This window comes from Martelella sp. FOR1707 (assembly GCF_053484265.1).
The window spans coordinates 378311-401379 of sequence record NZ_JBAKFP010000003.1; the positions used below are offsets into that span (position 1 = coordinate 378311).

General features: G+C 61.6%; 21 protein-coding genes. 12 read left to right on the forward strand and 9 right to left on the reverse strand.

The genetic code is table 11. From position 1 onward, the window contains the following. Window positions 1–64 precede the first annotated feature (64 nt). Window positions 65–2005 (forward strand): ATP-dependent zinc metalloprotease FtsH, encoded by a 1941-nt coding sequence (gene ftsH, locus V6765_RS09685; protein WP_448428160.1) that lies wholly within the window; start codon window positions 65–67, stop codon window positions 2003–2005. 222 nt (window positions 2006–2227) lie between these two features. Further along, window positions 2228–3586: a phosphoglucosamine mutase gene (glmM, locus tag V6765_RS09690; protein ID WP_448428162.1), complete on the forward strand. Its 1359-nt coding sequence runs from the start codon at window positions 2228–2230 to the stop codon at window positions 3584–3586. Window positions 3587–3685: 99 nt separating this feature from the next. Here the strand turns inward: glmM and V6765_RS09695 are convergent, their stop codons facing one another. Further along, window positions 3686–4312: a hypothetical protein gene (locus V6765_RS09695; protein ID WP_448428164.1), complete on the reverse strand. Its 627-nt coding sequence runs from the start codon at window positions 4310–4312 to the stop codon at window positions 3686–3688. Between the two features lie 232 nt (window positions 4313–4544). Here V6765_RS09695 and V6765_RS09700 point away from each other — a divergent pair, with 232 nt between their 5' ends. From V6765_RS09700 to V6765_RS09715, 4 genes are all read left to right on the forward strand, one after another. After that, window positions 4545–5714: a phosphoserine transaminase gene (locus V6765_RS09700; RefSeq protein WP_448428166.1), complete on the forward strand. Its 1170-nt coding sequence runs from the start codon at window positions 4545–4547 to the stop codon at window positions 5712–5714. Between the two features lie 89 nt (window positions 5715–5803). Further along, window positions 5804–7399, forward strand: a complete 1596-nt coding sequence (serA, locus tag V6765_RS09705; RefSeq protein WP_448428168.1) for a phosphoglycerate dehydrogenase — start codon at window positions 5804–5806, stop codon at window positions 7397–7399. A gap of 114 nt (window positions 7400–7513) precedes the next feature. Continuing rightward, the gene (locus V6765_RS09710; protein WP_448428170.1) at window positions 7514–8269 is read left to right on the forward strand and encodes an EAL domain-containing protein; all 756 of its coding nucleotides are present in this window, start codon (window positions 7514–7516) and stop codon (window positions 8267–8269) included. A gap of 31 nt (window positions 8270–8300) precedes the next feature. Further along, the gene (locus V6765_RS09715) at window positions 8301–8573 is read left to right on the forward strand and encodes a hypothetical protein (protein ID WP_448428172.1); all 273 of its coding nucleotides are present in this window, start codon (window positions 8301–8303) and stop codon (window positions 8571–8573) included. A gap of 79 nt (window positions 8574–8652) precedes the next feature. Here the strand turns inward: V6765_RS09715 and V6765_RS09720 are convergent, their stop codons facing one another. Next, the gene (locus V6765_RS09720; RefSeq protein ID WP_448428174.1) at window positions 8653–10083 is read right to left on the reverse strand and encodes a DUF1254 domain-containing protein; all 1431 of its coding nucleotides are present in this window, start codon (window positions 10081–10083) and stop codon (window positions 8653–8655) included. A gap of 152 nt (window positions 10084–10235) precedes the next feature. After that, entirely contained in the window at window positions 10236–10493 is a 258-nt protein-coding gene (locus V6765_RS09725; RefSeq protein ID WP_448428784.1) for a YjhX family toxin, read from the reverse strand. Between the two features lie 303 nt (window positions 10494–10796). Between V6765_RS09725 and gatB the strand changes: the two genes are divergently transcribed. The 5 genes from gatB to V6765_RS09750 all read left to right on the forward strand — a co-directional run bounded on the left by gatB (window position 10797) and on the right by V6765_RS09750 (window position 14293). Next, a complete protein-coding gene (gene gatB, locus V6765_RS09730; RefSeq protein WP_448428786.1) occupies window positions 10797–12299 on the forward strand; it encodes an Asp-tRNA(Asn)/Glu-tRNA(Gln) amidotransferase subunit GatB in 1503 nt (500 codons plus the stop codon). A 4-nt stretch (window positions 12300–12303) separates the two neighbouring features. Continuing rightward, a complete protein-coding gene (locus V6765_RS09735; RefSeq protein WP_448428176.1) occupies window positions 12304–12807 on the forward strand; it encodes an N-acetyltransferase family protein in 504 nt (167 codons plus the stop codon). Then, window positions 12800–13288, forward strand: coding sequence for an N-acetyltransferase family protein (locus V6765_RS09740; RefSeq protein WP_448428178.1), 489 nt, complete (start codon window positions 12800–12802; stop codon window positions 13286–13288). Before V6765_RS09735 ends, V6765_RS09740 begins: the two co-directional genes overlap by 8 nt. A gap of 89 nt (window positions 13289–13377) precedes the next feature. Continuing rightward, window positions 13378–13776 (forward strand): NADH:ubiquinone oxidoreductase subunit NDUFA12, encoded by a 399-nt coding sequence (locus tag V6765_RS09745; RefSeq protein WP_448428180.1) that lies wholly within the window; start codon window positions 13378–13380, stop codon window positions 13774–13776. 106 nt (window positions 13777–13882) lie between these two features. Further along, window positions 13883–14293: a DUF2155 domain-containing protein gene (locus V6765_RS09750; RefSeq protein ID WP_448428788.1), complete on the forward strand. Its 411-nt coding sequence runs from the start codon at window positions 13883–13885 to the stop codon at window positions 14291–14293. Window positions 14294–14300: 7 nt separating this feature from the next. Here the strand turns inward: V6765_RS09750 and aat are convergent, their stop codons facing one another. From aat to V6765_RS09775, 5 genes are all read right to left on the reverse strand, one after another. Further along, the gene (aat, locus tag V6765_RS09755; RefSeq protein ID WP_448428182.1) at window positions 14301–14918 is read right to left on the reverse strand and encodes a leucyl/phenylalanyl-tRNA--protein transferase; all 618 of its coding nucleotides are present in this window, start codon (window positions 14916–14918) and stop codon (window positions 14301–14303) included. A 3-nt stretch (window positions 14919–14921) separates the two neighbouring features. Beyond that, entirely contained in the window at window positions 14922–16268 is a 1347-nt protein-coding gene (gene accC / locus V6765_RS09760) for an acetyl-CoA carboxylase biotin carboxylase subunit (protein ID WP_448428184.1), read from the reverse strand. Window positions 16269–16283: 15 nt separating this feature from the next. Continuing rightward, window positions 16284–16763, reverse strand: a complete 480-nt coding sequence (accB, locus tag V6765_RS09765; RefSeq protein ID WP_448428185.1) for an acetyl-CoA carboxylase biotin carboxyl carrier protein — start codon at window positions 16761–16763, stop codon at window positions 16284–16286. Between the two features lie 22 nt (window positions 16764–16785). Next, window positions 16786–17223 (reverse strand): type II 3-dehydroquinate dehydratase, encoded by a 438-nt coding sequence (aroQ, locus tag V6765_RS09770; protein ID WP_448428187.1) that lies wholly within the window; start codon window positions 17221–17223, stop codon window positions 16786–16788. A 107-nt stretch (window positions 17224–17330) separates the two neighbouring features. Next, on the reverse strand, window positions 17331–18143 hold the full coding sequence (locus V6765_RS09775; RefSeq protein WP_448428189.1) for a DsbA family protein: 813 nt from the start codon (window positions 18141–18143) through the stop codon (window positions 17331–17333). A 245-nt stretch (window positions 18144–18388) separates the two neighbouring features. On the opposite strand from V6765_RS09775, the gene V6765_RS09780 reads away from it, so the two are divergent. Then, window positions 18389–19543, forward strand: coding sequence for a pyridoxal phosphate-dependent aminotransferase (locus V6765_RS09780; protein ID WP_448428191.1), 1155 nt, complete (start codon window positions 18389–18391; stop codon window positions 19541–19543). A gap of 350 nt (window positions 19544–19893) precedes the next feature. On the opposite strand, the gene V6765_RS09785 is transcribed toward V6765_RS09780, so the two are convergent. Next, window positions 19894–22911 carry an Rne/Rng family ribonuclease gene (locus tag V6765_RS09785; RefSeq protein WP_448428193.1) on the reverse strand — a complete coding sequence of 1006 codons (3018 nt, stop codon included), beginning with the start codon at window positions 22909–22911 and terminating at the stop codon, window positions 19894–19896. Between the last annotated feature and the right edge of the window lie 158 nt (window positions 22912–23069).

A 23069-nucleotide genomic window follows, 5' to 3' on the forward strand; every position in this document is an offset into this window, starting at 1 on the left:
CGACCCTATGTTAGGCGTAACTCAGCGGCACCAACGTGCCGATCATATGATTTCGGGGATTTTGATGAACCCAAACTTACGCAATATTGCGCTGTGGGCCATAATCGCGTTGCTGCTGGTCGCGCTGTTCAGCATGTTCCAGTCCACGCCGTCGCATAACGGCGCGACGCAGGTGGCCTATTCGCAGTTCGTCAGCGATGTCGATTCCGGCAAGGTCAAGGATGTGACCATTACCGGCAACACCATCACCGGCACTTATTCCGGCGGCGGCGGCAAGACATTCCACACCTATGCCCCGGTTATCGACGATTCCCTGCTCACCAAGCTTGAAAACGCCAATGTGAATGTGGATGCCAAGCCGGTGAATGACGGCTCTGGTGGCATTCTGAGTTATGTCGGAACGCTTCTGCCGATGCTCCTGATCCTCGGCGTCTGGCTGTTCTTCATGCGCCAGATGCAGGGCGGCTCGCGCGGGGCCATGGGCTTCGGCAAGTCCAAGGCCAAGCTTCTGACCGAGGCCAATGGTCGCGTCACCTTTGATGATGTCGCCGGCGTCGACGAAGCCAAGCAGGACCTCGAGGAAATCGTCGAATTCCTGCGCGACCCGCAGAAGTTCCAGCGCCTCGGCGGCCGCATTCCGCGCGGCGTGCTGCTGGTCGGCCCGCCCGGTACCGGTAAGACGCTGCTGGCCCGCTCGGTCGCCGGTGAGGCCAATGTGCCGTTCTTCACCATTTCGGGTTCGGACTTCGTTGAAATGTTCGTCGGCGTCGGCGCATCGCGCGTCCGCGATATGTTCGAACAGGCCAAGAAGAATGCGCCCTGCATCATCTTCATCGACGAAATCGATGCGGTCGGCCGTCATCGCGGCGCCGGTCTCGGCGGCGGCAATGACGAGCGCGAGCAGACGCTGAACCAGTTGCTGGTCGAGATGGACGGCTTCGAGGCCAATGAGGGCGTGATCCTGATCGCCGCCACCAACCGGCCCGACGTTCTCGATCCAGCGCTTCTGCGTCCCGGCCGTTTCGACCGTCAGGTCGTGGTGCCGAACCCGGATATCGTCGGCCGCGAACGCATTCTGAAGGTGCATGCCCGCAACACGCCGCTGGCCCCGAATGTCGACCTCAAGGTCGTTGCCCGCGGCACGCCGGGCTTCTCCGGCGCGGATCTGATGAACCTCGTCAACGAGGCGGCGCTGATGGCAGCAAGGCGCAACAAGCGCCTTGTCACCATGGCCGAATTCGAGGATGCCAAGGACAAGATCATGATGGGCGCCGAGCGGCGTTCCACCGCGATGACCGAAGCGGAGAAGAAGCTGACCGCCTATCACGAGGCGGGCCACGCGATCGTGGCGCTCAAGGTGCCGGTGGCAGACCCCGTCCACAAGGCGACGATCATTCCGCGCGGCCGCGCGCTCGGCATGGTGATGCAGTTGCCCGAGGGCGACCGCTATTCGATGAGCTACAAGTGGATGATCTCCCGCCTCGCCATCATGATGGGCGGCCGCGTTGCCGAGGAAATCACCTTCGGCAAGGAGAACATCACCTCCGGTGCATCCTCCGATATCGAGCAGGCCACCAAGCTTGCCCGCGCGATGGTAACGCAATGGGGCTTCTCGGACGAACTCGGTCACGTTTCCTATGGCGAGAACCAGCAGGAGGTCTTCCTCGGCCATTCGGTCTCGCAGTCGAAAAATGTGTCCGAATCGACCGCCCAGAAGATCGACAGCGAAGTCCGCCGCCTGATCGACGAGGCCTATGCCGAGGCGACCCGTATCCTGACCGAAAATCGCGAGGGCTTCGTGCAGCTTGCCGAAGGCTTGCTGGAATACGAGACGCTCTCCGGTGACGAGATCAAGGCGATCCTGAAGGGCGAGAAGCCCGCCCGCGATCTCGGCGACGATACCCCGCCCTCGCGCGGTTCCGCGGTGCCCTCCATGGGACCCAAGAAGGACGCGCCCGCGCCGGCAGACGGCAAGGGTGACGGGTTCGAGCCGCAGACCAACTGACCATTCAACCGCCGGCCCCAAAGCCGGCGGTTTTTTGTTGGCGTTTGGAAAGGCAGGCCGGACGGCGTTTGCAGGGCAACTGGTCCATCGCGCCTCGGTAACGCCATGTTAGCGGTGTTGACGTTATTTTAAGTGCCCTGAGGGCGATAATCTGCGAAGACACTCTCGTTTGTATTTTGGTTTTGGAGCGACGCGGCACGCGCGGCGCTGAAGAGGATTGCCATGACACGTAAATATTTTGGTACCGACGGTATTCGCGGACAGTCGAATGTTTTCCCGATGACGCCGGATCTGGCGATGCGCGTGGGCATCGCCGTCGGCACGATCTTCCGGCGCGGCGATCACACCCATCGCGTGGTGATCGGCAAGGATACGCGGCTTTCCGGCTATATGCTGGAAAATGCGCTGGTGGCGGGCTTCACCGCGGCCGGCCTCGATGTCTACCTGCTCGGCCCGATCCCCACGCCGGCCGTTGCTATGCTGACGCGCTCGCTGCGCGCCGATGTCGGCGTGATGATCTCGGCCTCGCACAACCCCTTCGCCGATAACGGCATCAAGCTGTTCGGGCCCGACGGCTACAAGATGTCCGACGAGATCGAGGCGCGGATCGAGGCGCTGATCGACCGCGACAATTTCCATGCCCAGCTCGCCCGCTCGAACGAAATCGGTCGTGCCAGCCGCGTTGACGGCGACATCTATCGCTATATCGAATTCGTAAAGCGCACCCTGCCGCGCGATGTGACGCTGCACGGCCTCAGGGTCGTGGTCGATTGCGCCAATGGCGCGGCCTACAAGGCGGCCCCGACGGCGCTCTGGGAACTCGGCGCCGATGTGGTCGAGATCGGCACGGAGCCGAATGGCCTCAACATCAACAAGGAATGCGGCTCCACCTATCCCAAGACCCTGCAGGAAAAGGTGCATGAGGTGCGCGCCGATGTCGGAATCGCGCTCGATGGCGATGCTGACCGCGTTATCATCGTCGATGAGCAGGGCAGCATCATCGATGGCGATCAGGTGATGGCCGTGATCGCCGGCAACATGGTCGAGGACAAGGAATTGAAGGGCGGCGGCGTGGTGGCCACGGTGATGTCCAATCTCGGCCTCGAGCGCCATCTGAACGGCATGAATCTCGACCTGGTGCGCACCAAGGTCGGCGACCGCTACGTCGTCGAGCATATGCGCAAGAACGGCTACAATGTCGGCGGCGAACAGTCCGGTCATATCGTGCTGTCCGATTTCGGCACGACCGGCGATGGGCTGGTGGCGGCGCTGCAGGTGCTGGCCGCCGTCAAGCGCGCGGGCAGGCCGGTCAGCGAGGTCTGCCGCAAGTTCGACCCCGTGCCGCAGCTTCTGCGCAATGTCCGCATCACCGCCGGCGCGGCTCCTCTCGAAGACGGCAATGTCAAAAAGGCGATCGCCGATGCCGAGGCCGAACTGAAGGGCCGCGGCCGCCTGGTGATCCGCCCCTCGGGCACCGAGCCGCTGATTCGCGTCATGGCAGAGGGCGACGATCCTGCACAGGTCGAAAGCGTGGTCTCGGGCCTGATCGACGTGATTTCGAGCGTGCGCACCGCCGCGTGAGGCTAGGTCGGAGTTGATTCCGCCACTTCAGAGTGCAATGAGCCTTGCGAATTCTCGTCCAAAGGCTCGAAGGCTATATCGCTTGGCAGACGGGCGGCCTTAGGGTTGTTTGATGCTCTCTGCAGATAATATCTGATCGAACATGTTGTCTTTTACAGTCCCGTTGACTGTCAATTTGCAGCGCGGGCTGCAATTCTCGAGAATGAATTTCCTGTCAGCGCGAGGTAGGTTTTCAATTTCGACACTAATCGGCGTAGTGTCGAACATACCGACGCGAAGCATCGCAAACTCTCCAAATATCGCGAGGTCCCCAGTCAGCGAAACTTTATGACCGACAAGTTCCGCTTTATCGAGATTGTAGTCGATCAGCGACATGGGGGTGTAATCAGAAGGAGACGGTATAAATTCTGCGACAGTCAGTGCGGCGGCGGTTATGCGCGCAGTCGGGTTCGAATTGCAGAATTCTAGAACGCGGTTTTCAAATTCTATGTATTTCTGGTCGTTTAGGTCTGTGACTTCAGCCTTCTGCGTGGCTGCAAAAACTCCGATAACAATTCCATATCCTATCGAGAGGTTGTTGAGAGTTTCTCTATCAATAGTTGTTAATTCAGCTGGCGTGATCGACGTTCGATCATCGTGAAAATCGCCACACCTGTAGGACGCTTCGGTCGAATTAGCGGACATAGGAAGGACGGAGAAAATCAAAGCAATAGCTGCGTTCTTCATGTTTCTAATCACTTTCTTTTGCAAGGAATATGCACTGCCACTTCAGGAAACTCAACATAAGGTAGTCAAAACCTCGCCCCGGTAGAAACAATATTCAGTATAAGGAGCGGGGTAGGCCCAAACCAGAGTTTGGATTGGCAATCTTTCCGCTTGCCAAGCGATCCGGCCTCCCATATATCCGACGGCGGGACACCTCTCCCCAACGAGAGGCCACTATCTGAAAGGGTAGACTATGACTGATATGACCAAGCCGGACACCCGTCCGGCCAATCCCCGTTTTTCTTCTGGCCCCTGTGCGAAGCGTCCCGGCTGGACGCCCGAAGCGCTTAATGATGCGCCGCTTGGCCGTTCCCACCGCGCGAAAATCGGCAAGGCGAAGCTCAAGGAAGCAATCGACCTTACCCGCGAAATCCTCGGCGTTCCCGGCGACTACCGCATCGGCATCGTTCCGGCGTCGGATACCGGCGCGGTCGAGATGGCGCTGTGGTCGCTGCTTGGCGAACGCGGTGTCGACATGCTCGCCTGGGAATCGTTCGGTTCGGGCTGGGTGACCGATGTCATCAAGCAGCTCAAGCTCAAGGATGCGCGCAAGATCGAAGCGCCCTATGGCCAGCTCCCCGACCTTTCCACTGTCAATTTCGACAATGACGTGGTCTTCACCTGGAACGGCACCACTTCGGGCGTACGCGTTCCGAACGCCGATTTCATCCCCTTTGACCGCAAGGGCCTGACGATCTGCGACGCGACTTCGGCCGTGTTTGCGCAGGACCTCGACTTCAACAAGCTCGATGTCGTCACCTACTCCTGGCAGAAGGTGTTGGGCGGCGAGGGCGGCCATGGCGTGCTTATCCTCTCGCCGCGCGCTGTCGAGCGGCTGGAAAACTACACGCCGGAATGGCCGCTGCCGAAGATCTTCCGCATGACCAAGGGCGGCAAGCTGATCGAGGGCATCTTCGTCGGCGAAACCATCAACACGCCGTCCATGCTCTGCGTCGAGGACTATCTCGATGCGCTGAAATGGGCAAAGACCGTTGGCGGCCTTGAAGGCCTGATGGCGCGGGCCGATGCCAACGCCAAGGTGATCTTCGATTTCGTCGAGAAAAACGACTGGATCGAGAACTTGGCGGAAGCGCCGGAAACGCGTTCCAATACCTCCGTCTGCCTCAAGATCGTCGATCCCGCCGTTCTGGCGCTTGACGATGCCGGGCAGGCCGCGTTCGCCAAGGCGATCGTCTCCTCGCTCGACAAGGAAGACGTCGCCTACGATATCGGCGCCTACCGCGATGCGCCATCCGGCCTTCGCATCTGGGCGGGTTCCACTGTGGAAACCGCCGACATGGAAGCGCTGATGGGCTGGCTCGACTGGGCCTTCCGGGCTGAAAAGGCCAAGCTCGCCGCCTGAGCGAGACGAATTGACGAGGCTCGCGCCGACAGTGATCGCCCGCGCGAGCCGTTCATTCCAGAGAATTATTCTTTTTGAAGGAGGCCATCATGGCACCTCGCGTACTCGTATCCGACGCGCTGTCGGAAGCTGCCGTCCAGATCTTCAAGGATCGCGGCATTGATGTCGATTTCCAGCCGAAGCTCGGCAAGGACAAGGAAAAACTGCTCGAAGTCATCGGCCAGTATGATGGCCTCGCCATCCGCTCGGCCACCAAGGCGACCGAGAAGCTGATCGAGGCGGCGACCAATCTCAAGGTCATCGGCCGAGCCGGCATCGGCGTCGACAATGTCGATATCCCGGCCGCATCGCGCCGCGGCATCATCGTCATGAACACGCCCTTCGGCAACTCGATCACGACCGCCGAACACGCCATTTCGCTGATGCTGGCCGTCGCCCGCCAGATCCCCGCAGCCGATGCCTCGACCCAGGCCGGCAAGTGGGAGAAGTCGAAATTCATGGGTGTCGAGATCACCGGCAAGACGCTGGGCGTCATCGGCGCTGGCAATATCGGCTCGATCGTCTGCAACCGCGCGCTCGGCCTGAAGATGAACGTCATCGCCTTCGACCCCTTCCTGTCACAGGACAAGGCCGAGAAGATGGGCGTCACCAAGGTCGAGCTCGACGAGCTTCTGGCCAAGGCCGATTTCATCACGCTCCACGTTCCGATGACCGACAAGACCCGCAGCATTCTGAATGCCGAGGCGCTGGCCAAGACCAAGAAGGGCGTACGCATCATCAACTGCGCCCGCGGTGGTCTGGTGGATGAGGCGGCGCTCGCCGAAGCCATCAAGTCCGGCCATGTCGCCGGCGCCGGCTTCGACGTGTTCGAAACCGAGCCCGCGACCGAGAGCCCGCTCTTCGGCCTCGAAAACGTGGTCTGCACGCCGCATCTCGGCGCCTCGACCACGGAAGCGCAGGAAAACGTGGCGCTTCAGGTTGCCGACCAGATGTCGGATTATCTCCTCAAGGGCGCCGTCAGCAACGCCATCAACATGCCGTCGATCTCGGCCGATGAGGCCCCGCGCCTGAAGCCTGTGATCAAGCTGGCGGAAGTGCTGGGCGGCTTTGCCGGCCAGGTGACTGAAAGCCCGATCAAGCAGGTCGAAGTGCTCTATGACGGCGTCTTCGCCGACATGAACACCACGGCGCTCACCAGCGCCATGCTGGCCGGCCTGCTGCGTCCGGTCGTGGCCGATGTCAACATGGTTTCGGCGCCGATCATGGTGAAGGACAAGGGCATTATCCTGCAGGAAGCAAAGCGTGATAAATCAGGCGTTTACGACGGTTATATCAAGCTGACGATCACCACCGAAAAGCAGACCCGTTCGGTCGCCGGCACGGTGTTTTCCGATGGCAAGCCGCGCTTCATCCAGATCAAGGGCATCAACATGGATGCCGATGTCGGTCGCCACATGATCTACATCGCCAACACCGACGTGCCCGGCATGATCGGCTTCATGGGCTCGACGCTTGGCGATGCCGGCGTCAATATCGCCAACTTCCAGCTCGGCCGCGACAACCAGGGCGGCGATGCGATCGCGCTGCTCTATGTTGACGAGGAGCCGAAGCAGGAAGTCCTCGACAAGCTGCTCGCCCATCCGGCGATCAAGCAGGCGAAGCCGCTGGAATTTGCAGTCGAATAAAGGCTGTTCTTTCATCAAAGCCCGGCTCCTTTCGGAGGCCGGGCTTTTTTTCTGTTGGATACGCTCTAGTTTAATCAATAGTCTAAGGGGAAAGCGTCAATCAGGAGAGCTTGAATGCCTGCAACCTGCACCGGCTGCCGCGACGGCGAGGCCTTGGCATTTGACTTCTCCATGGCATTTCAGCCGATCATTGACCTCCGCGACGGATCCATTTTCGCGCATGAAGCGCTCGTGCGCGGCACCGCCGGCGAGAGCGCTTCGTCGATCTTGAGCCAGGTGACGCAGAAGAACCTTTACGCCTTCGATCAGCTCTGCCGCGTCAAGGCGATCGAACTCTCTGGAAAGCTTGGCTTGATGGAAACCAAGGCACGGCTTTCGATGAATTTCATGCCGCGTGCAATCTATGATCCCCGAGCCTGCATCCGGCTGACCCTTTCCGCCAGCCGTCGGTGCGGCATTCCCGCCGATCGGCTGATCTTCGAATTTACGGAGACAGAACAGATCGACGCCGAGCGGCTTAACGCCATCCTCAGGGTCTATGAGGAGCTCGGCTTCAAGGCGGCGATCGATGACTTCGGCGCCGGCCACTCTGGTCTGTCCATGCTGGCCGATGTCGCGCCTTCGATCATCAAGCTGGATATGGCGCTGGTGCGCGACATCGACAGCCACCCAGCGCGACGGACTATCGTTCGGCATATGCTCGCTATGGCGCGAGATATGTCGGTCGAGGTGGTCTGCGAGGGGGTTGAGAGCGCGGCGGAACTGGATACGCTGGCCGACCTCGGCGCCCGTCTGGTGCAGGGCTATCATTTCTGCCGGCCGCTGTTCGAACGGCTCGCGGGCCCGGAGGAAATAAACGGGCTCGGCTGAACCGGACCCGGGAGATCACGAGGAGGAGATCATGCAGACATCCGCGCTGAACGCGCTCGATCAGTCGCTGGAGCAGCTTGCGGCTGCCGGCTTCAGAATGGGGCCGGCATGGGAGGCGACCCATGAGCTTTGCCAGGGGCATGAGGGCGAAAGCCTGTTTGATGCCGCCCATGCGCTCTGCCACAGGATCGAAGGCGATGACCGCAATGCCGGCTATTGGTACCGGCGCGCGGGAAAGCCGGTTTCGACGGGAAGCCTTGCGGAGGAATGCGCGGCGCTGCGGGCGGAGATTGCCGGGGCCTGACCGCGGCGCCCACCCGAGTCATTTCAGGATGAAGAAAGGCCACGCCTTTTGAAAAAGGCGCGGCCCTTTCTCGTCGCGCTCAATTATTTGCAAGTTCGACCGCCGGCGGGCTCCAGGCGCCGCTCAGCACGGCGAGCTCCGGCCAGTAGAGGCGCATGGTCAGGCTGAAGTGGCCGCTCTCGGGCGCTGGCAGCCAATTGGCTTCCTTGTCCTTGCCGGGCGATTCGCGCTGGATGTAGATATCGACCGACCCATCGGGGTTTTGCTTGAGGCCGTCATTGCTGCCGAGCGTGTAGCGGTTGATCGGGTTCTTGGCGAAGAACTGATCCTGATTGTAGAGCGTGACCGACCAGAAGGCCCGCGCCGGCGGGGTCTCGCCCTTGTCGAAATGCAGGACATAGTTGTTGGAACTGTCGAAAGGATTGCCATCGGCATCCACGAAGGCGCTGGGATAGACGGCATCGACCGGCTTGTTGGCGCCAAGCCCGCCAAAGGCGACGCCGGCGCGATGCATGTAGTCGGAGCCGTAGCTGCCGATCCCGGTCAGATTGATGCGCCAGCCGTTGACGAGTTCGCCGGAGCGCACCCAGGTCTTCTCGATGAAGGGCAAAACCTTCGCGGGCGCATCGGCAATGGCTTCCTGCACAGCCTTCGGCTGCTTGGCGGGGTCATAGCTTTCGCCGGGCACCAGTCCGATCTGGCGCATCAGGTCGACGGCGGAATCGTCGTTGGCATGCGGCGGGTTCTTCTTCATCAGTTCGGCGAAGCGTTGGAAGAAGGCCGCGCCGTCGAGTTTCTTGATCTGGCTGACGGGCGACGTCATGTCCTGGTTGGGGTCCACGACGCCCTTTGGCGCGACATAGTCGGTGCCCCAGGCGCTGAGCGGCACGGCCTTAAGGTCCTTCTGGAAGGCGTGAACCGCGTCGTAATCGCCCTTGCCCCTGGTTTCGATGCGTCCGAGCATCCAGCCATTGGCCGTGGGGCTTTGATAGGCCCTTACGCCGTCGGGCAGTTTGCCCTCCCAGCCGGGACCGACGATCGCGAAAGTATAGGCGTCATCGCCGGTGGTCCGGCTTCCGGGTGCGGCATAGACCTCGGTCCATTCGTCCATCATCTGGAAGAGGTAGTACCGCCCCTTCGACGGCGGAACCGAAATAATAAGCGGCTCCTTCGAAACATCATAGGTGAGCGAGGAATAGAGTGTGTTGGCATTGGGCCGGACAACGGTGTCGAAGGAGGCATCGGGAAAGGCCGCCAGATTGGCGAACTGGTTGATCGGCGCGCTCACGCCCCCCGGCTCGGCGACATTGGTGGAGATCGCCGTGCTGACATCCATCAGCACCATCGGATAGGCCATGACATAGATCGAATAGACGATCGCCTTTGCCTGTTCCTCGGTCAGCGGGCTTTTGGCCTCGACCTGGGTTTGGGCAAACACCGGAGCGTTGACCACCGGCGAGAATGTCACCGCGAGACTGAGCGCGGCAATGGCAACTGGTTTTAGCTTCATCGGGTATCTCCTCTAAGTTGTGATACCCGAGTTAGCGGTAAAGTTGAAGAAATTTTGTGACGTGTAATAGTTTCGGGACCGCGGCAGGTTGACGCAGTTCACTGCCCGACGGTGCAGAAGCGCGGCGCCGTCGAAGCGCCGCGCCCCCTGATTTACCGGTTGTCCGGCTGGCTGCGCACCAGTTCCAGACCTCGTGTGGTGATCTGGTACGGCCTGCCGCCGCGCGAGCGGATCGCCCGCTTGGCCTTCAGCTTGCGGAACAAGATCAGGTCGAGACCAGGATAGCGCCAGCCCTCGCGGGTGTAGCAGTCGATCCGCTCGATCTTGCGTTTTTCGGTTCTGATGAGTTCGATCCTGCCGCCCTGGGCGAGCAGATGAAGTATGCGCTGTTCATCGCGCGAGATGTCCATGGTCGTCATTTCCGGATGGGCGTCCTGAAGACGCGTGAAAACGGTTCCCGAAAGCATTTGCCTTGCGGGGCTCTTCGTTTTCGGCCGCTGCGCGCATCATGCCCCAAGGGGCAGAGCGGGCAGGGCCCTTACCGGGATTCCTGACGGTTAGACATAAACACTCCGTGTTGACCGACACGAGATAGTCGCGCTGCGGCCGAAGGTCAAGGTTTTGAAGGGCTGCGGCCCACCCAATCGCTTGCGTCTTGCCCCAGTTTGCTCTACCTCACCAACGATATCCCGTGAATGAACGATGAGCTGACCATGACCATTGTCGATACCCGCACGCCCGATCCCAAACGCCTGATCCCCGGCGCCACCGGCGATTGGGAAGTCATCATCGGTCTTGAGGTGCATGCGCAGGTCACCAGCAATGCGAAGCTGTTCTCCGGTTCGTCCACCACATTCGGCAAGGCGCCCAACGCCAATGTCTCGCTGGTGGATGCGGCCATGCCCGGCATGCTGCCCGTCATCAACGAAGAATGCGTGAAACAGGCCGTGCGCACCGGTCTCGGCCTCAAGGCCAAGATCAACAAGCGCTCGATCTTCGATCGCAAGAACTATTTCTATCCGGACCTGCCGCAGGGCTACCAGATTTCCCAGTACAAGGATCCGATCGTCGGTGAGGGCACGATCACGATTTCGCTTGGCCCCGACAAACAGGGCAATTTCGAGGATATCGAGATCGGCATCGAGCGCCTGCATCTGGAGCAGGACGCCGGCAAGCTGATGCATGACCAGCATCCCTCATTCTCCTTCGTCGACCTGAACCGTTCCGGCGTGGCGCTGATGGAAATCGTTTCCAAGCCGGACCTGCGCTCCGCCGACGAGGCCAAGGCCTATGTCACCAAGCTCAGGACCATCGTGCGTTATCTTGGCACGTGCGACGGCAATATGGACGAGGGCTCGCTCCGCGCCGACGTCAACGTCTCCGTGCGCAAGCCGGGCGGCGCATTCGGTACGCGCTGTGAGATCAAGAACGTCAACTCGATCCGCTTCGTCGGCATGGCGATCGAAAGCGAGGCCCGGCGCCAGATCGATATTCTGGAGGAGGGCGGCGAGATCGACCAGGAGACCCGCCTGTTCGATCCGGTCAAGGGTGAGACCCGCTCGATGCGCTCCAAGGAAGACGCGCATGACTATCGCTATTTCCCCGATCCGGACCTGCTGCCGCTCGAATTCGACGATGCCTTCATCGAAGAACTGGCGAAGGACCTGCCGGAACTGCCCGACGACAAGAAGGCCCGGTTCGTCGAAAAACTCGGCCTGTCGGTCTATGACGCCTCCGTTCTGGTCTCCGACAAGGCGGTGTCCGACTACTACGAGAAGCTCGCCGAGGGGCGCGACGCCAAGGCGGCTGCCAACTGGGTGATCAACGATCTGCTCGGCGCGCTCAACAAGGCAAGCAAGGGCATTGATGAAACCCCGGTCTCGCCGGAACAGCTCGGCGCCATTCTCGACCTGCTGAAGGAAGGCGTGATCTCCGGCAAGATCGCCAAGGACCTGTTCGAGATCGTCTGGAACGAGGGCGGCGACCCGAAGCAGATCGTCGAAGACCGCGGCATGAAGCAGGTGACCGATACCGGCGCGATCGAGAAGATCGTCGACGAGATCATCGCCGCCAACCCGGAACAGGCCGCAAAGGTCAAGGACAAGCCCTCGCTTGCCGGCTGGTTCGTCGGCCAGGTGATGAAGGCCTCGCAGGGCAAGGCCAATCCGCAGGCGGTGCAGGCGCTGGTCAAGGAAAAGCTGGGCGTCACGGAGTAAGCCGATGTTCTTTGTCCGCACGGCGATGGAGGCGGATATTCCGGCGGTGTGCAGCCTGCTGGCCGAGACCTGGCATGTCACCTATGACGAGATTCTCGGGCCCGAGAAGGTCGAAAAGATCATCGATAGCTGGCTCTCGCCGGAAGCGATGCTGCGTCGGCTGCGCCGGCCTCAAGGCGAATTCTTGGTGGCCGATAGCGGAGTCATGATCGGCGGCATGGCCTTTGCAGCACCCGACAAGGATAATGCCGAGATCGTTAATCTCAGCCAGCTTTACGTACTGCCCGGCTTCCAGCGGCAGGGGATCGGCGAACAGCTTTTTGCCGAGATCGAGACCTGCTTTCCGAACGCGAAGCGGCTGGCGCTGGAAGTCGTTCCGGAGAACGCGCCGGCGATCCGCTTTTACGAGGCGCATGGCATGCGCGAGGTCGGACGCCATAATGAATGCGGCGCGCCCAATTCCGGTATTCCGGCCATCCGCATGGAAAAGGACCTTGCCAATGTCTGATACGGCAACCGATCTGGAAAACCTCATCATTCGCGAGGCGCGGCTCGACGACCTGCCGGTGCTGATCTCGATCTTCGCCGCCGACACGCTTGGGGGGCATGGCGACACCACCTCGGACGAAGCCTATGACGATTACCGCGATGCCTTCGAGGCGATCAAGGCATCGGCCAGCAACACGCTATATGTGGCGGAGCTTGACGACATGATCGTCGGCACGTTCCAGACAACCTATATCCGCACGCTGACGGGCAGGGGCGGGGCGTCGCTGACCATTGAGGCGGTGCAGACCCATCCCGACTGGCGCGGCCGCGGCATCGGGGCGAAGATGATCGAAGCGGCGATCGACGAGGCGAAGATCGAGGGTTGCCGTCTGGTGCAGCTGATGTCCAATACATCACGGGAAGATGCCCACCGCTTCTATGAGCGGCTCGGCTTCCGCCAGTCGCATCATGGTTTCAAAATGAAGCTTCACAGCGCGTGAGACCTCTCGTCGCTCTGGACAAGAGCGGCATGACGCGCCATACACGGACTAACGGAAAATGGCCTCCGGGCCGGGACGAAGGAAAGAAAATGGCTGGCTTTCTGACCAAGATGTTCACCTGGTGGAACGGATCGACCATCGGCACGGATGTGTTCACGCGCCGCTTCGGCAAGAAGGTCGGCGAGGACGAGTTCGGCAACATCTATTATGAAGGCGGCATGTCGACCTATGGCCTGAAGCGCCGCTGGGTGATCTACAAAGGCTATGCCGACGCCTCCACCATTCCCCCCGGCTGGCACGGCTGGATGCACCACCGCATCGACACGCCGCCGACCGAGCAGGGCTACAAGCCGCGCGAATGGGAAAAGCCGCATAACCCCAACCAGACCGGCACGGCCTATGCCTATCGCCCCAAGGGCTCGCTTGCCGTTCAGGGCGAGCGCGACCGCGTTACCGGCGACTACGACGCCTGGACGCCCGGCGGCTGACTGCGTTTCTGCCGCAATTGGGCGGTATCGAATCGCTCGCAGCTTTGAGGTCGAGAATGAGGTAAGCGCGGCTTTCGCCGCGTTTTCCGCACAAGAGGAACGAATGATGCGTCAATCGGGTTTCGGAAAAGCGGTCGCGACATTCGGCTTGGTCGCGGCAGCGCTTGCGGCGGCGACGCCCGCTCTTGCCGCCCGCGTCGAAAATCCCGTCGCCGTCTTTGGCGGCATCGACAAGATTACCGGCCGCACCTACACCTTCGACGCCTATGTCGGCGAGACCGTACAGTTCGGCCGCCTGCAGGTGACCCCGCGGGTCTGCTACTCGCGTGACGATACCGAGGAGCAGCGCATCGATGCCTTCGTACAGGTCGACAAGGTGTCGCTGCAGAACGATGTCAGCCGCATCTTCTCCGGCTGGATGTTCGCCGATTCGCCGGCGCTCAACGCCGTGGAAGACCCGATCTACGACGTCTGGCTGACGGATTGCGTGGCAAGCGCGGACGTGCCAGCGCCCTGATTTTCGCTCACGGAAACGGCTGATCCGGCCACACCAGCGCCGCGTTCAAGAGCGTCATATACCGATCCTTCGAAATATCGATCGCGCCCATCGTCTTCAGGTGGTCGGTGGTAAATTGCGTGTCGAGAAGCTGGAACCGGTTGGCCTTCAGCCGCTCCACCAGATGCACAAGGCATATCTTCGAGGCATTCGGCCGGCGCGAAAACATGCTCTCGCCGAAAAAAGCGGCCCTCAGCGAGACGCCGTAAAGCCCACCGACGAGCTCGCCATCTTCGTAAGCTTCCACAGAATGGGCGTGGCCCATGCGGTGCAGCGCGTTGTAGAGCGAGCGGATTTCGGCGTTGATCCAGGTCTGCGGGCGATCCGGCGCGGGCATGGCGCAGGCCGCCATCACGGCATCGAAATCGTGGTTGAAGCGGATTTCGTAGGGTGACCTGCGCAATTGCTTGCGCAGGCTGTGGGAGATGTGCAGGCCGTCCAGCGGGATGATCCCGCGGACTTCCGGCTCGACCCAGAACAGCTCGGTATCCTCGGCCGATTCGGACATGGGGAAGAGGCCGATGCTGTAAGCATTCAAAAGCAGTTCCGGGGTTATGCCGCTGCCTTTTGCGCTGCCTCTTTCCATGAGCTACTTCGGTTTGTTTTCCAGATAGTGTTCCAGCCAGTGGATATCATAGTCGCCATTGGCGATATCCTGATTGGCGATCAAATCCTGAAAAAGCGGCAGCGTCGTGTCAATGCCATCGACGACGAACTCGTCGAGTGCACGCTTCAGCCGCATCATGCATTCCACCCTCGTGCGGCCGTGAACGATCAGCTTGCCGATCAGGCTGTCGTAATAGGGCGGGATCTTGTAGCCCTGATAGACGCCGGAATCGATGCGCACGCCAAGCCCGCCGGGGGCGTGGAAATGCGTGATCGTGCCCGGGGAGGGCCGGAAGGTCGCCGCGTTTTCCGCATTGATGCGGCATTCGATCGCGTGGCCGGAGAAGGTGATGTCCTTCTGGCTGACCGAAAGCCCGGCGCCGGCGGCAACCCGGATCTGCTCGTGCACGAGGTCGATGCCGGTGATCGCTTCGGTGATCGGATGCTCGACCTGAAGGCGGGTGTTCATCTCGATGAAATAGAACTCGCCGTTTTCATACAGGAACTCGATCGTGCCCGCGCCGCGATATTTCATCTTGCGCATGGCTTCCGCGCAGATTTCGCCGATCTTCATGCGCTGCTCGACATTGAGCGCCGGCGAATTCGCCTCTTCCCAGACCTTCTGGTGGCGGCGCTGCAGCGAGCAGTCGCGTTCGCCGAGGTGAACGGCATCGCCCTCGCCATCGCCGAAGACCTGCACTTCGATATGGCGCGGCTTGTCGAGGTACTTTTCCATGTAGACGGAATCATTGCCGAAGGCGGCTGCGGCTTCGCCGCGCGCTGTGCGGTAGGCCTCGATCAGGTCGTCCCTGGAGCGCGCGAGCTTCATGCCGCGACCGCCGCCGCCGGCTGTCGCTTTGATCAGCACCGGATAGCCGATTTCCTCGGCTGTCTGGAAGGCCTCGTCATCGGTGTCGACAGAGCCGGCTGAACCCGGAACCACCGGAATGCCGAGATCTTCCGCGGTGGTCTTCGCGGTGATCTTGTCGCCCATCATGCGGATATGCTCGCTGGTGGGGCCGATGAAGGTGATGCCGTGGGCTTCGAGAATCTCCGCGAACTTGGCGTTCTCGGAGAGGAAGCCATAGCCCGGATGCACGGCGTCCGCGCCGGTGATCTCGCAGGCGGCAACGATCTGGTGAATGTTGAGATAGCTCTCGCGCGAGGACGGCGGGCCGATGCAGACGCTCTCGTCGGCAAGGCGCACATGCATGGCGTCGGCGTCGGCCGTGGAGTGCACGGCAACGGTCGCGATGCCGAGCTCCTTGCAGGCGCGCAGAACGCGAAGCGCGATTTCGCCTCGGTTGGCGATCAGGATCTTGGAAAACATAAGCTCTGCCACCCGTTATTCGATGACGACGAGCGCTTCGTCGAACTCGACCGGCTGGGCGTCATCGACGAGGATCTGCACGATCTTGCCGCTCTTGGGCGCGGGGATCTGGTTCATCGTCTTCATGGCTTCGATGATCAGCAGCGTCTGGCCTTCCTTGACGTTGGCGCCGACTTCGATGAAGGGGCGGGCGCCGGGGGCGGGGGCGAGATAGACCGTGCCGACCATGGGGGCCTTGACGGCATCGTCATGCCGGGGGCCGGCGACAGCGGCGGCCGGCTCTGCGGCAGCGGTCGGCGCGGGCGCGGCAGCCGGAGCGGCGGAAGGCGCAGGGGCGTAGTGCATCATCTGCTGCGGAGCGGCCATGATCTCACGGGCAACGCGGATGCGCATGCCCTCCTGCTCGACCTCGATTTCCGTCAGTTCGGTATCGTTGAGGATCACCGCCAGTTCACGCACGAGCTTCGCGTCAACAGCCTTCTTCTGATCTGCCATGGGATGTTTTCCTTTGTTCTTGTTATTCCGCGAGGGTTTTGAGAGCGCGTATCGCCAGAAGGTAGCTATCTTGTCCGAGACCACAGATAACCCCCTTCACCGCAGGCGATATCATGCTCTTGTGGCGAAACGCCTCGCGGGCATGAATGTTGGAGATATGGAGCTCCACGACCGGCACGGCAATGGCGCGGATCGCGTCGTGAAGCGCAATGGATGTATGCCCGTAGGCACCGGGATTGATGGCGACGCCGGCCGCCTTCTCATTGGCTTCGTGAAGCCAGTCGACAAGCACGCCCTCATGATTGGTCTGGCGAAAGTCCACCGCAAGACCGAGTTCCTCGCCAAGTTTGCGGCATTCATTCTCAATCGCTGCAAGGCTCATATCGCCGTAAATGCCGGGCTCGCGCTGGCCCAGCAGATTGAGATTTGGTCCGTTGAGGACGAAGATCGCGCGTGTCATACATCAATTCCGGTTTCGCCTTCTCCTATAGACGTTCAAGCCTTACAGGAAAAGCCCCAAGACACACCGTTGCCGGGATGTGGTTAAGCTTGTTCAGCCAAAAATAGTCAAGAACACACGCCCTTGCCGCAGTCGCGGATATTGTCGATGGTCTCCTGCAGGCGGTCCGCGCCGACCGCCCCCGGCAGCATCACATCGCCGACGATATACGACGGCGTGCCGGAGACGCCGAGCGCGCCGGCAAGGCCGAAATGCTCCTGAAGAGCCTCTTCCGCCGGGTATTCCTGCATGGCCTGGTCGATCGCCTGATCGTCGACGCCAAGGGAGGCCGCAACTGCGCGGGCGCTCGCTTCGGTGGCCCGTGAACCGGAGCCCATCAGCGCGCGGTGGAAGTCCTCATATTTTTCTGGCGCGGCCTTGAAGACGGCGTAGGAGATGCGCTGGGTGGCCTCCGATTCCGGACCGAGCACCGGGATTTCCTTCAGCACGAAGCGGACATCGTCATTGGTGGCGAGGATCGCGTCCATGTCGTCAAGCGCGCGGCGGCAATAGCCGCAATTATAGTCGAAGAACTCGACGACGGTGATCTCGCCATCCGGATTGCCCATCACGCTGTCATAGGCCGGCAGATAGAGCTTGTCCTGATTCTGGGCGATCACCTGAGAGGCCTGGGCCTGCTGCTCATCCGCCTGCTTGCGCTGAAGCGCCACCTGTACGTCGAGCAGCACTTCCGGGTTGCTCATGAGATAATCGTGAACGCGCTGGCCGAAATCGGCCTGATCGTCGGCCGGCGCTGCTGCCGCTGTTTCCTCGGTCTGGTTCGGGGCGAAATGGTAGATCGCGGCCGTGGTGGCTGCCGCCGATGCGATTGCTGTCGCAAAAATAGCGGTGACCGCCAGTGTCAGTCCCTTTGAAGACATGTTCTCCCCTTCCGGCATCCTCGTCTCGCCGACATGCGAAACAGTCATTGGTTGTGCGCAGCCCCGCGCTTTCAGGCCCGGATCGCTCTTAGAAACCAATTGTGCGCAAATGGCGGCGTTGTCCAGAGCGGCGGGTTCAATTCTGCCGCCCTGCCGATCAAAATCCCGTTTTTTTGCGCTGCGGCATTGCGGGGACCGGGTTATTGGTCCATCCCGGAACCGGACCATCTGAAAGAGGAAACGGCATGCCGTCGAAGCGCAGCGACATCGATTCATTCCTGGCCATGGACGTTCTGGCAGAGGCGAACCGGCTGAAAAAGGCCGGCCGTCCGGTGATTTCCATGGCTGTCGGCCAGCCTTCGCATCCGGCCCCCGACGCCGCGCTTGCGGCCGCGCGCACGGCGCTGGAACACGGACGTCTCGGCTATACCGACGCCTTTGGCCGAGAAAGCCTGCGGATGGCGATCGCCGAGGATTACCGCGCCCGCATGGGCATCGACATCGATCCGGCGCGCATCGCGGTCACCACCGGGTCTTCGGCCGGCTTCAATCTCGCATTTCTGGCGCTGTTCGATGCCGGCGATGCTGTCGCGATCGCAAGGCCCGGTTACCCCGCCTACCGCAACATCCTGAAGGCGCTGGACCTCAAGGTGGTCGAGGTGGACGCCAATGCCGAGCACGAGTTCACGCTGACGCCGGAAGCGCTGGAGGAAGCGGAGAGAGCGCATGGCGTCTCGCTTGCCGGCGTGTTGCTCGCAAGCCCTGCGAACCCGACCGGCACGGTGACCGGCCGGGCGACGCTGAAGCGGCTTGCCGACTGGTGCCACGCACGCGGAACCGCCTTCATCTCCGACGAGATCTATCACGGCCTGGTGTTTTCGGGCGAGGAGGCGAGCGCGCTTTCCTTCACCGACGAGGCGGTGGTGATCAACTCCTTCTCGAAATATTACTGCATGACCGGGTGGCGGATCGGCTGGATGGTGCTGCCGGAAAAGCTGGTGCGGGTGTTCGAGCAGATGACGCAGAACATCTATATCTGCGCGCCCGATCTTTCCCAGATCGCCGCGGAGGCGGCGCTTACAGCGCGCGATCAGCTCGACGGATATTGCGATATCTACCGCAACAACCGCAATTTCCTGACCAGAGCGCTGCCGGAGATCGGCCTTCCTGTCGCCTCGCCGATGGACGGGGCGTTCTACGCTTATGTCGACGTCTCGCGCTACACCAATGACAGCCTCGCCTTCGCCCGTCAGATTCTCCACGAGGCCAATGTCGCGGTCACGCCCGGCGTCGATTTCGACCCGGAGAATGGCGGGCGCTATCTGCGGCTCTCCTACGCGGGCACCGAGGCCGAGATCGCCGAGGCCGTGGAGCGGATCGGCAACTGGCTGCCGGGTTGAAGAACTCCGCCGCGCAATAGGATTTTGCAGGCCAGTTTCGCGTTCATGCCCGTGAGACAAACTAAACGGCCGCCGCCTCAAGCACACGGCGGCTTTGGTTTTTGCGAGTCCAGCGCCCTGACTGTGTCATCCTCGGGCTTGACCCGAGGATCCAGGCCGGATCGCGCAGAACTAAAAATACCATTGTATCACTAGCTTGTGCAGTATGGATGCTCGGGTCAAGCCCGAGCATGACCCCTGTGGGGGTGGAGTGGGCGAGGATCGCAAACTCGGAAGCCGCGCCTTGGTCAGAAGAATAAGGCCGCCGTTTTTCGCAAACGGCGGCCTTTTGTTCATTCATGTCAACTGGCTCAGAAGAAGCCGCGGCGGTTCCACCAGCCGCGTTTCGGCTTGGCTTCCTCGTCGTCGTTTTCAGCCTTTGCGCCGTCGGAGGTTACCACCGGGGCGGAATGGGTGACGTTGGAGGCGCGGTTGGACCGCTTGGGCGTCTCCTCGGCGGAAGCCGCATCCGGCGACACCTCGTCGAGATCCGCGGCCGCTTCGGCAGTCACTTCCTTTTCGGCCTCGCCGGCGCCGGCCGGCTCGGCGGGCAGTTGCTCGACGGCTTGCGTGGCCGTTTCCGCGTCAGCGTCGACGGCCGGGGATTCGCTCTCGGCGCGCTTGGGCTTGCGGCGACGGCGCGGCTTGCGGCCTTCGATCTCGGCCATCGCCTCGTCCTCGGTGACCTCGGCCGGCTGGTCGGATGCGGTCTGCTCCGCTTCGGCCTCTGCCGCCGGTGCATCGCTGACCGTATCGGAAGCTACCGCTTCGGCTGCGACCTCTTCAGCCTGCTGGCGATTGCCCGCATCATCCGCCTGGTCATTATCAGACTGACCTTCAACCGATGTTTCCGCCGCGTCGGCGTTGTTGCCGTCGGCCGTCTGCTGCCCGTTTTCGTCGCTGCGGTTGCGGCGTCCGCCGCGCTTGCCGCGACGGCGCTTGCGACGCGGCTTGTCGGAACCCTGCTCGCCGTCGTCGCCGGCCGATGACTGATTGTCATCGCCGCTCGCCTCAGCGGTCTGTTCGTTGTCGCCCTCATCGTTCTGCTGGCCATTGCGGCCGCGGCGCCGGCGACGCTTGCGGCGCGAGCGGCCATTGTCGTCGTCGGCGCTTGCCTCGGGCTTGTCGTCGTCTTCGGTTTCGTTGACCTCTTCGACGATGTCGTCTTCGGGCTCATCGGGGAAATCGAGCAGCGTTTCGATCTTGACCGGCGTCTCCACGGGCTCGCCGCGATCAATCTCGAAATGGGTGGTGGTGAGCGTGGCGTCGGCCTTGATGATGATCTCGACGCCGAAACGGGCTTCGTAGTCCACGATCGTGTTGCGCTTCTGGTTGAGCAGGTAGAGCGCGTTTTCGGGCGTGGTCCGCACGGTGATGTTGTGCGTGGTGTTCTTCAGCAGATATTCCTCGACCCCGCGCAGCACGTGCAGCCCGACGGAGGACTGCGAAAGCACATGGCCGGTGCCGCCGCAATGGCTGCAGACCTGGGTCGTGGATTCCAGCACCGATGCGCGGATGCGCTGGCGCGACATTTCCAGAAGGCCGAAATGCGAGATGCGGCCGACCTGGATGCGCGCGCGGTCGTGCTTCAGGCAATCCTTCAGTTTCTTCTCGACGGCGCGGTTGTTGCGCTTTTCTTCCATGTCGATGAAGTCGATGACCACGAGACCGGCAAGGTCGCGTAGGCGAAGCTGGCGCGCCACTTCCTCCGCCGCCTCGAGGTTGGTCTGAAGCGCGGTGTCCTCGATCGAGTGCTCGCGGGTGGAGCGGCCCGAGTTGACGTCGACGGCGACCAGCGCCTCGGTCTGATTGATGATCAGGTAGCCGCCGGATTTCAGCGTCACTTGCGGCTGCAGCATCCGGTCGAGCTGTGCTTCGATGCCGGAGCGCGAATAGATCGGATGGACGTCGCGATAGCGCTGCACCACCTTGGCGTGGCTCGGCATCAGCATCTTCATGAAGTCTTTTGCTTCACGATAGCCGTTCTCGCCGGAGACGATGATCTCGCTGATATCCTTGTTGTAAAGGTCGCGGATCGAGCGCTTGATCAGGCTGCCTTCCTCGTAGACGAGGCAGGGGGCCGTCGATGTCAGCGTCTTGGTGCGGACGTTCTCCCAAAGCCGCATCAGATATTCGAAGTCGCGCTTGACCTCGGCCTTGGTGCGGTTGGCGCCGGCGGTGCGCAGGATCACGCCCATGCCCTGCGGCACTTCGAGATCCTTGGCGACATCCTTCAGGCGCTTGCGATCGGCCGGGTTGGTGATCTTGCGGGAAATGCCGCCGCCGCGCGCGGTGTTCGGCATCAGCACCGAATAGCGGCCGGCAAGCGACAGATAGGTGGTCAGCGCCGCGCCCTTGTTGCCGCGTTCTTCCTTGGCTACCTGCACCAGCAGGATCTGGCGGCGCTTGATGACTTCCTGGATGCGGTACTGCTTGCGGGCCTTCCGGTGGTTATACTCCGGCACTTCCTCCATGGCGTCCTCGGCGCCGACGGATTCGACGCTGTCGTCGTCATCGTCCACGTCTTCGGAAACCGTGTCGGCATCGACCTCGGCGGCCATATGCGTCGGGCCCTTGCCGTCATCGGAAGAGTCGTCGCCGGAGGAGCCCTCGTCGGAGGCGCTGTCGTTTGAGGAGGCTTCGGTTTCGGCAGGTTTTTCGGCCTCGTCGCTGGCCTTGGCATCCTTTTTGGCGGCGGGCTTGCGGCGGCGGCGGGGCTTCGGCTTCTTCGCAGCCTCGTCCTCGGCGGCTGCCGCATCGGCTGCCTTGGCGTCGGCCTCTGCAGCATCGGCCTTTTCGGCGGTCTCGCTGTCGGCGGTCGCTTCGGCCTTGGGTTCAGCGCTTTCGTCCGACTTGGCGTCCTGCGGCTTGGCCTCTTCGGCTTTCACGTCCTCCGACTTGGCGTCTTCGGTTTTGCCCTTGGAAGTCTTGGCGCGGCCGCGGCGGGTGCGCGGCTTCGGCTTGCTCTCGTCCTCGGCGGCGGCCTTTTCGGAAGCTTCCGACGGCTGCGACAGGGCGCTGTCGGTATCGTCGTCGTCATCGTTGTCGGAGACTTCGCGCAGCAGGGCTTCGCGATCGGCGAGCGGAATCTGATAGTAGTCGGGGTGAATTTCGGAAAAGGCGAGGAAGCCGTGGCGGTTTCCGCCATAGTCGACAAAGGCGGCCTGGAGAGAGGGCTCCACCCGCGTGACCTTCGCAAGGTAAATATTGCCGCGCAGCTGTTTCTTGTGCTGCGATTCGAAATCGAACTCCTCTATACGATTTCCGCGGACGACAACGACGCGTGTCTCTTCTTCGTGAGACGCGTCGATAAGCATTTTATCTGCCATTTAAAGTGAGCTCCTCGGCGCGCATGGCTGGCGGCTTCGGAGCGGGTCGATGCCCTTGTCCGGAAATGGTCGCCAGCGGGAACGCCGGATGAAATAATGTCCGACCGTCGCAACGAAACGCGGGCGACTGCTTCTCGAATCAGTCCGGCGCCCACGAA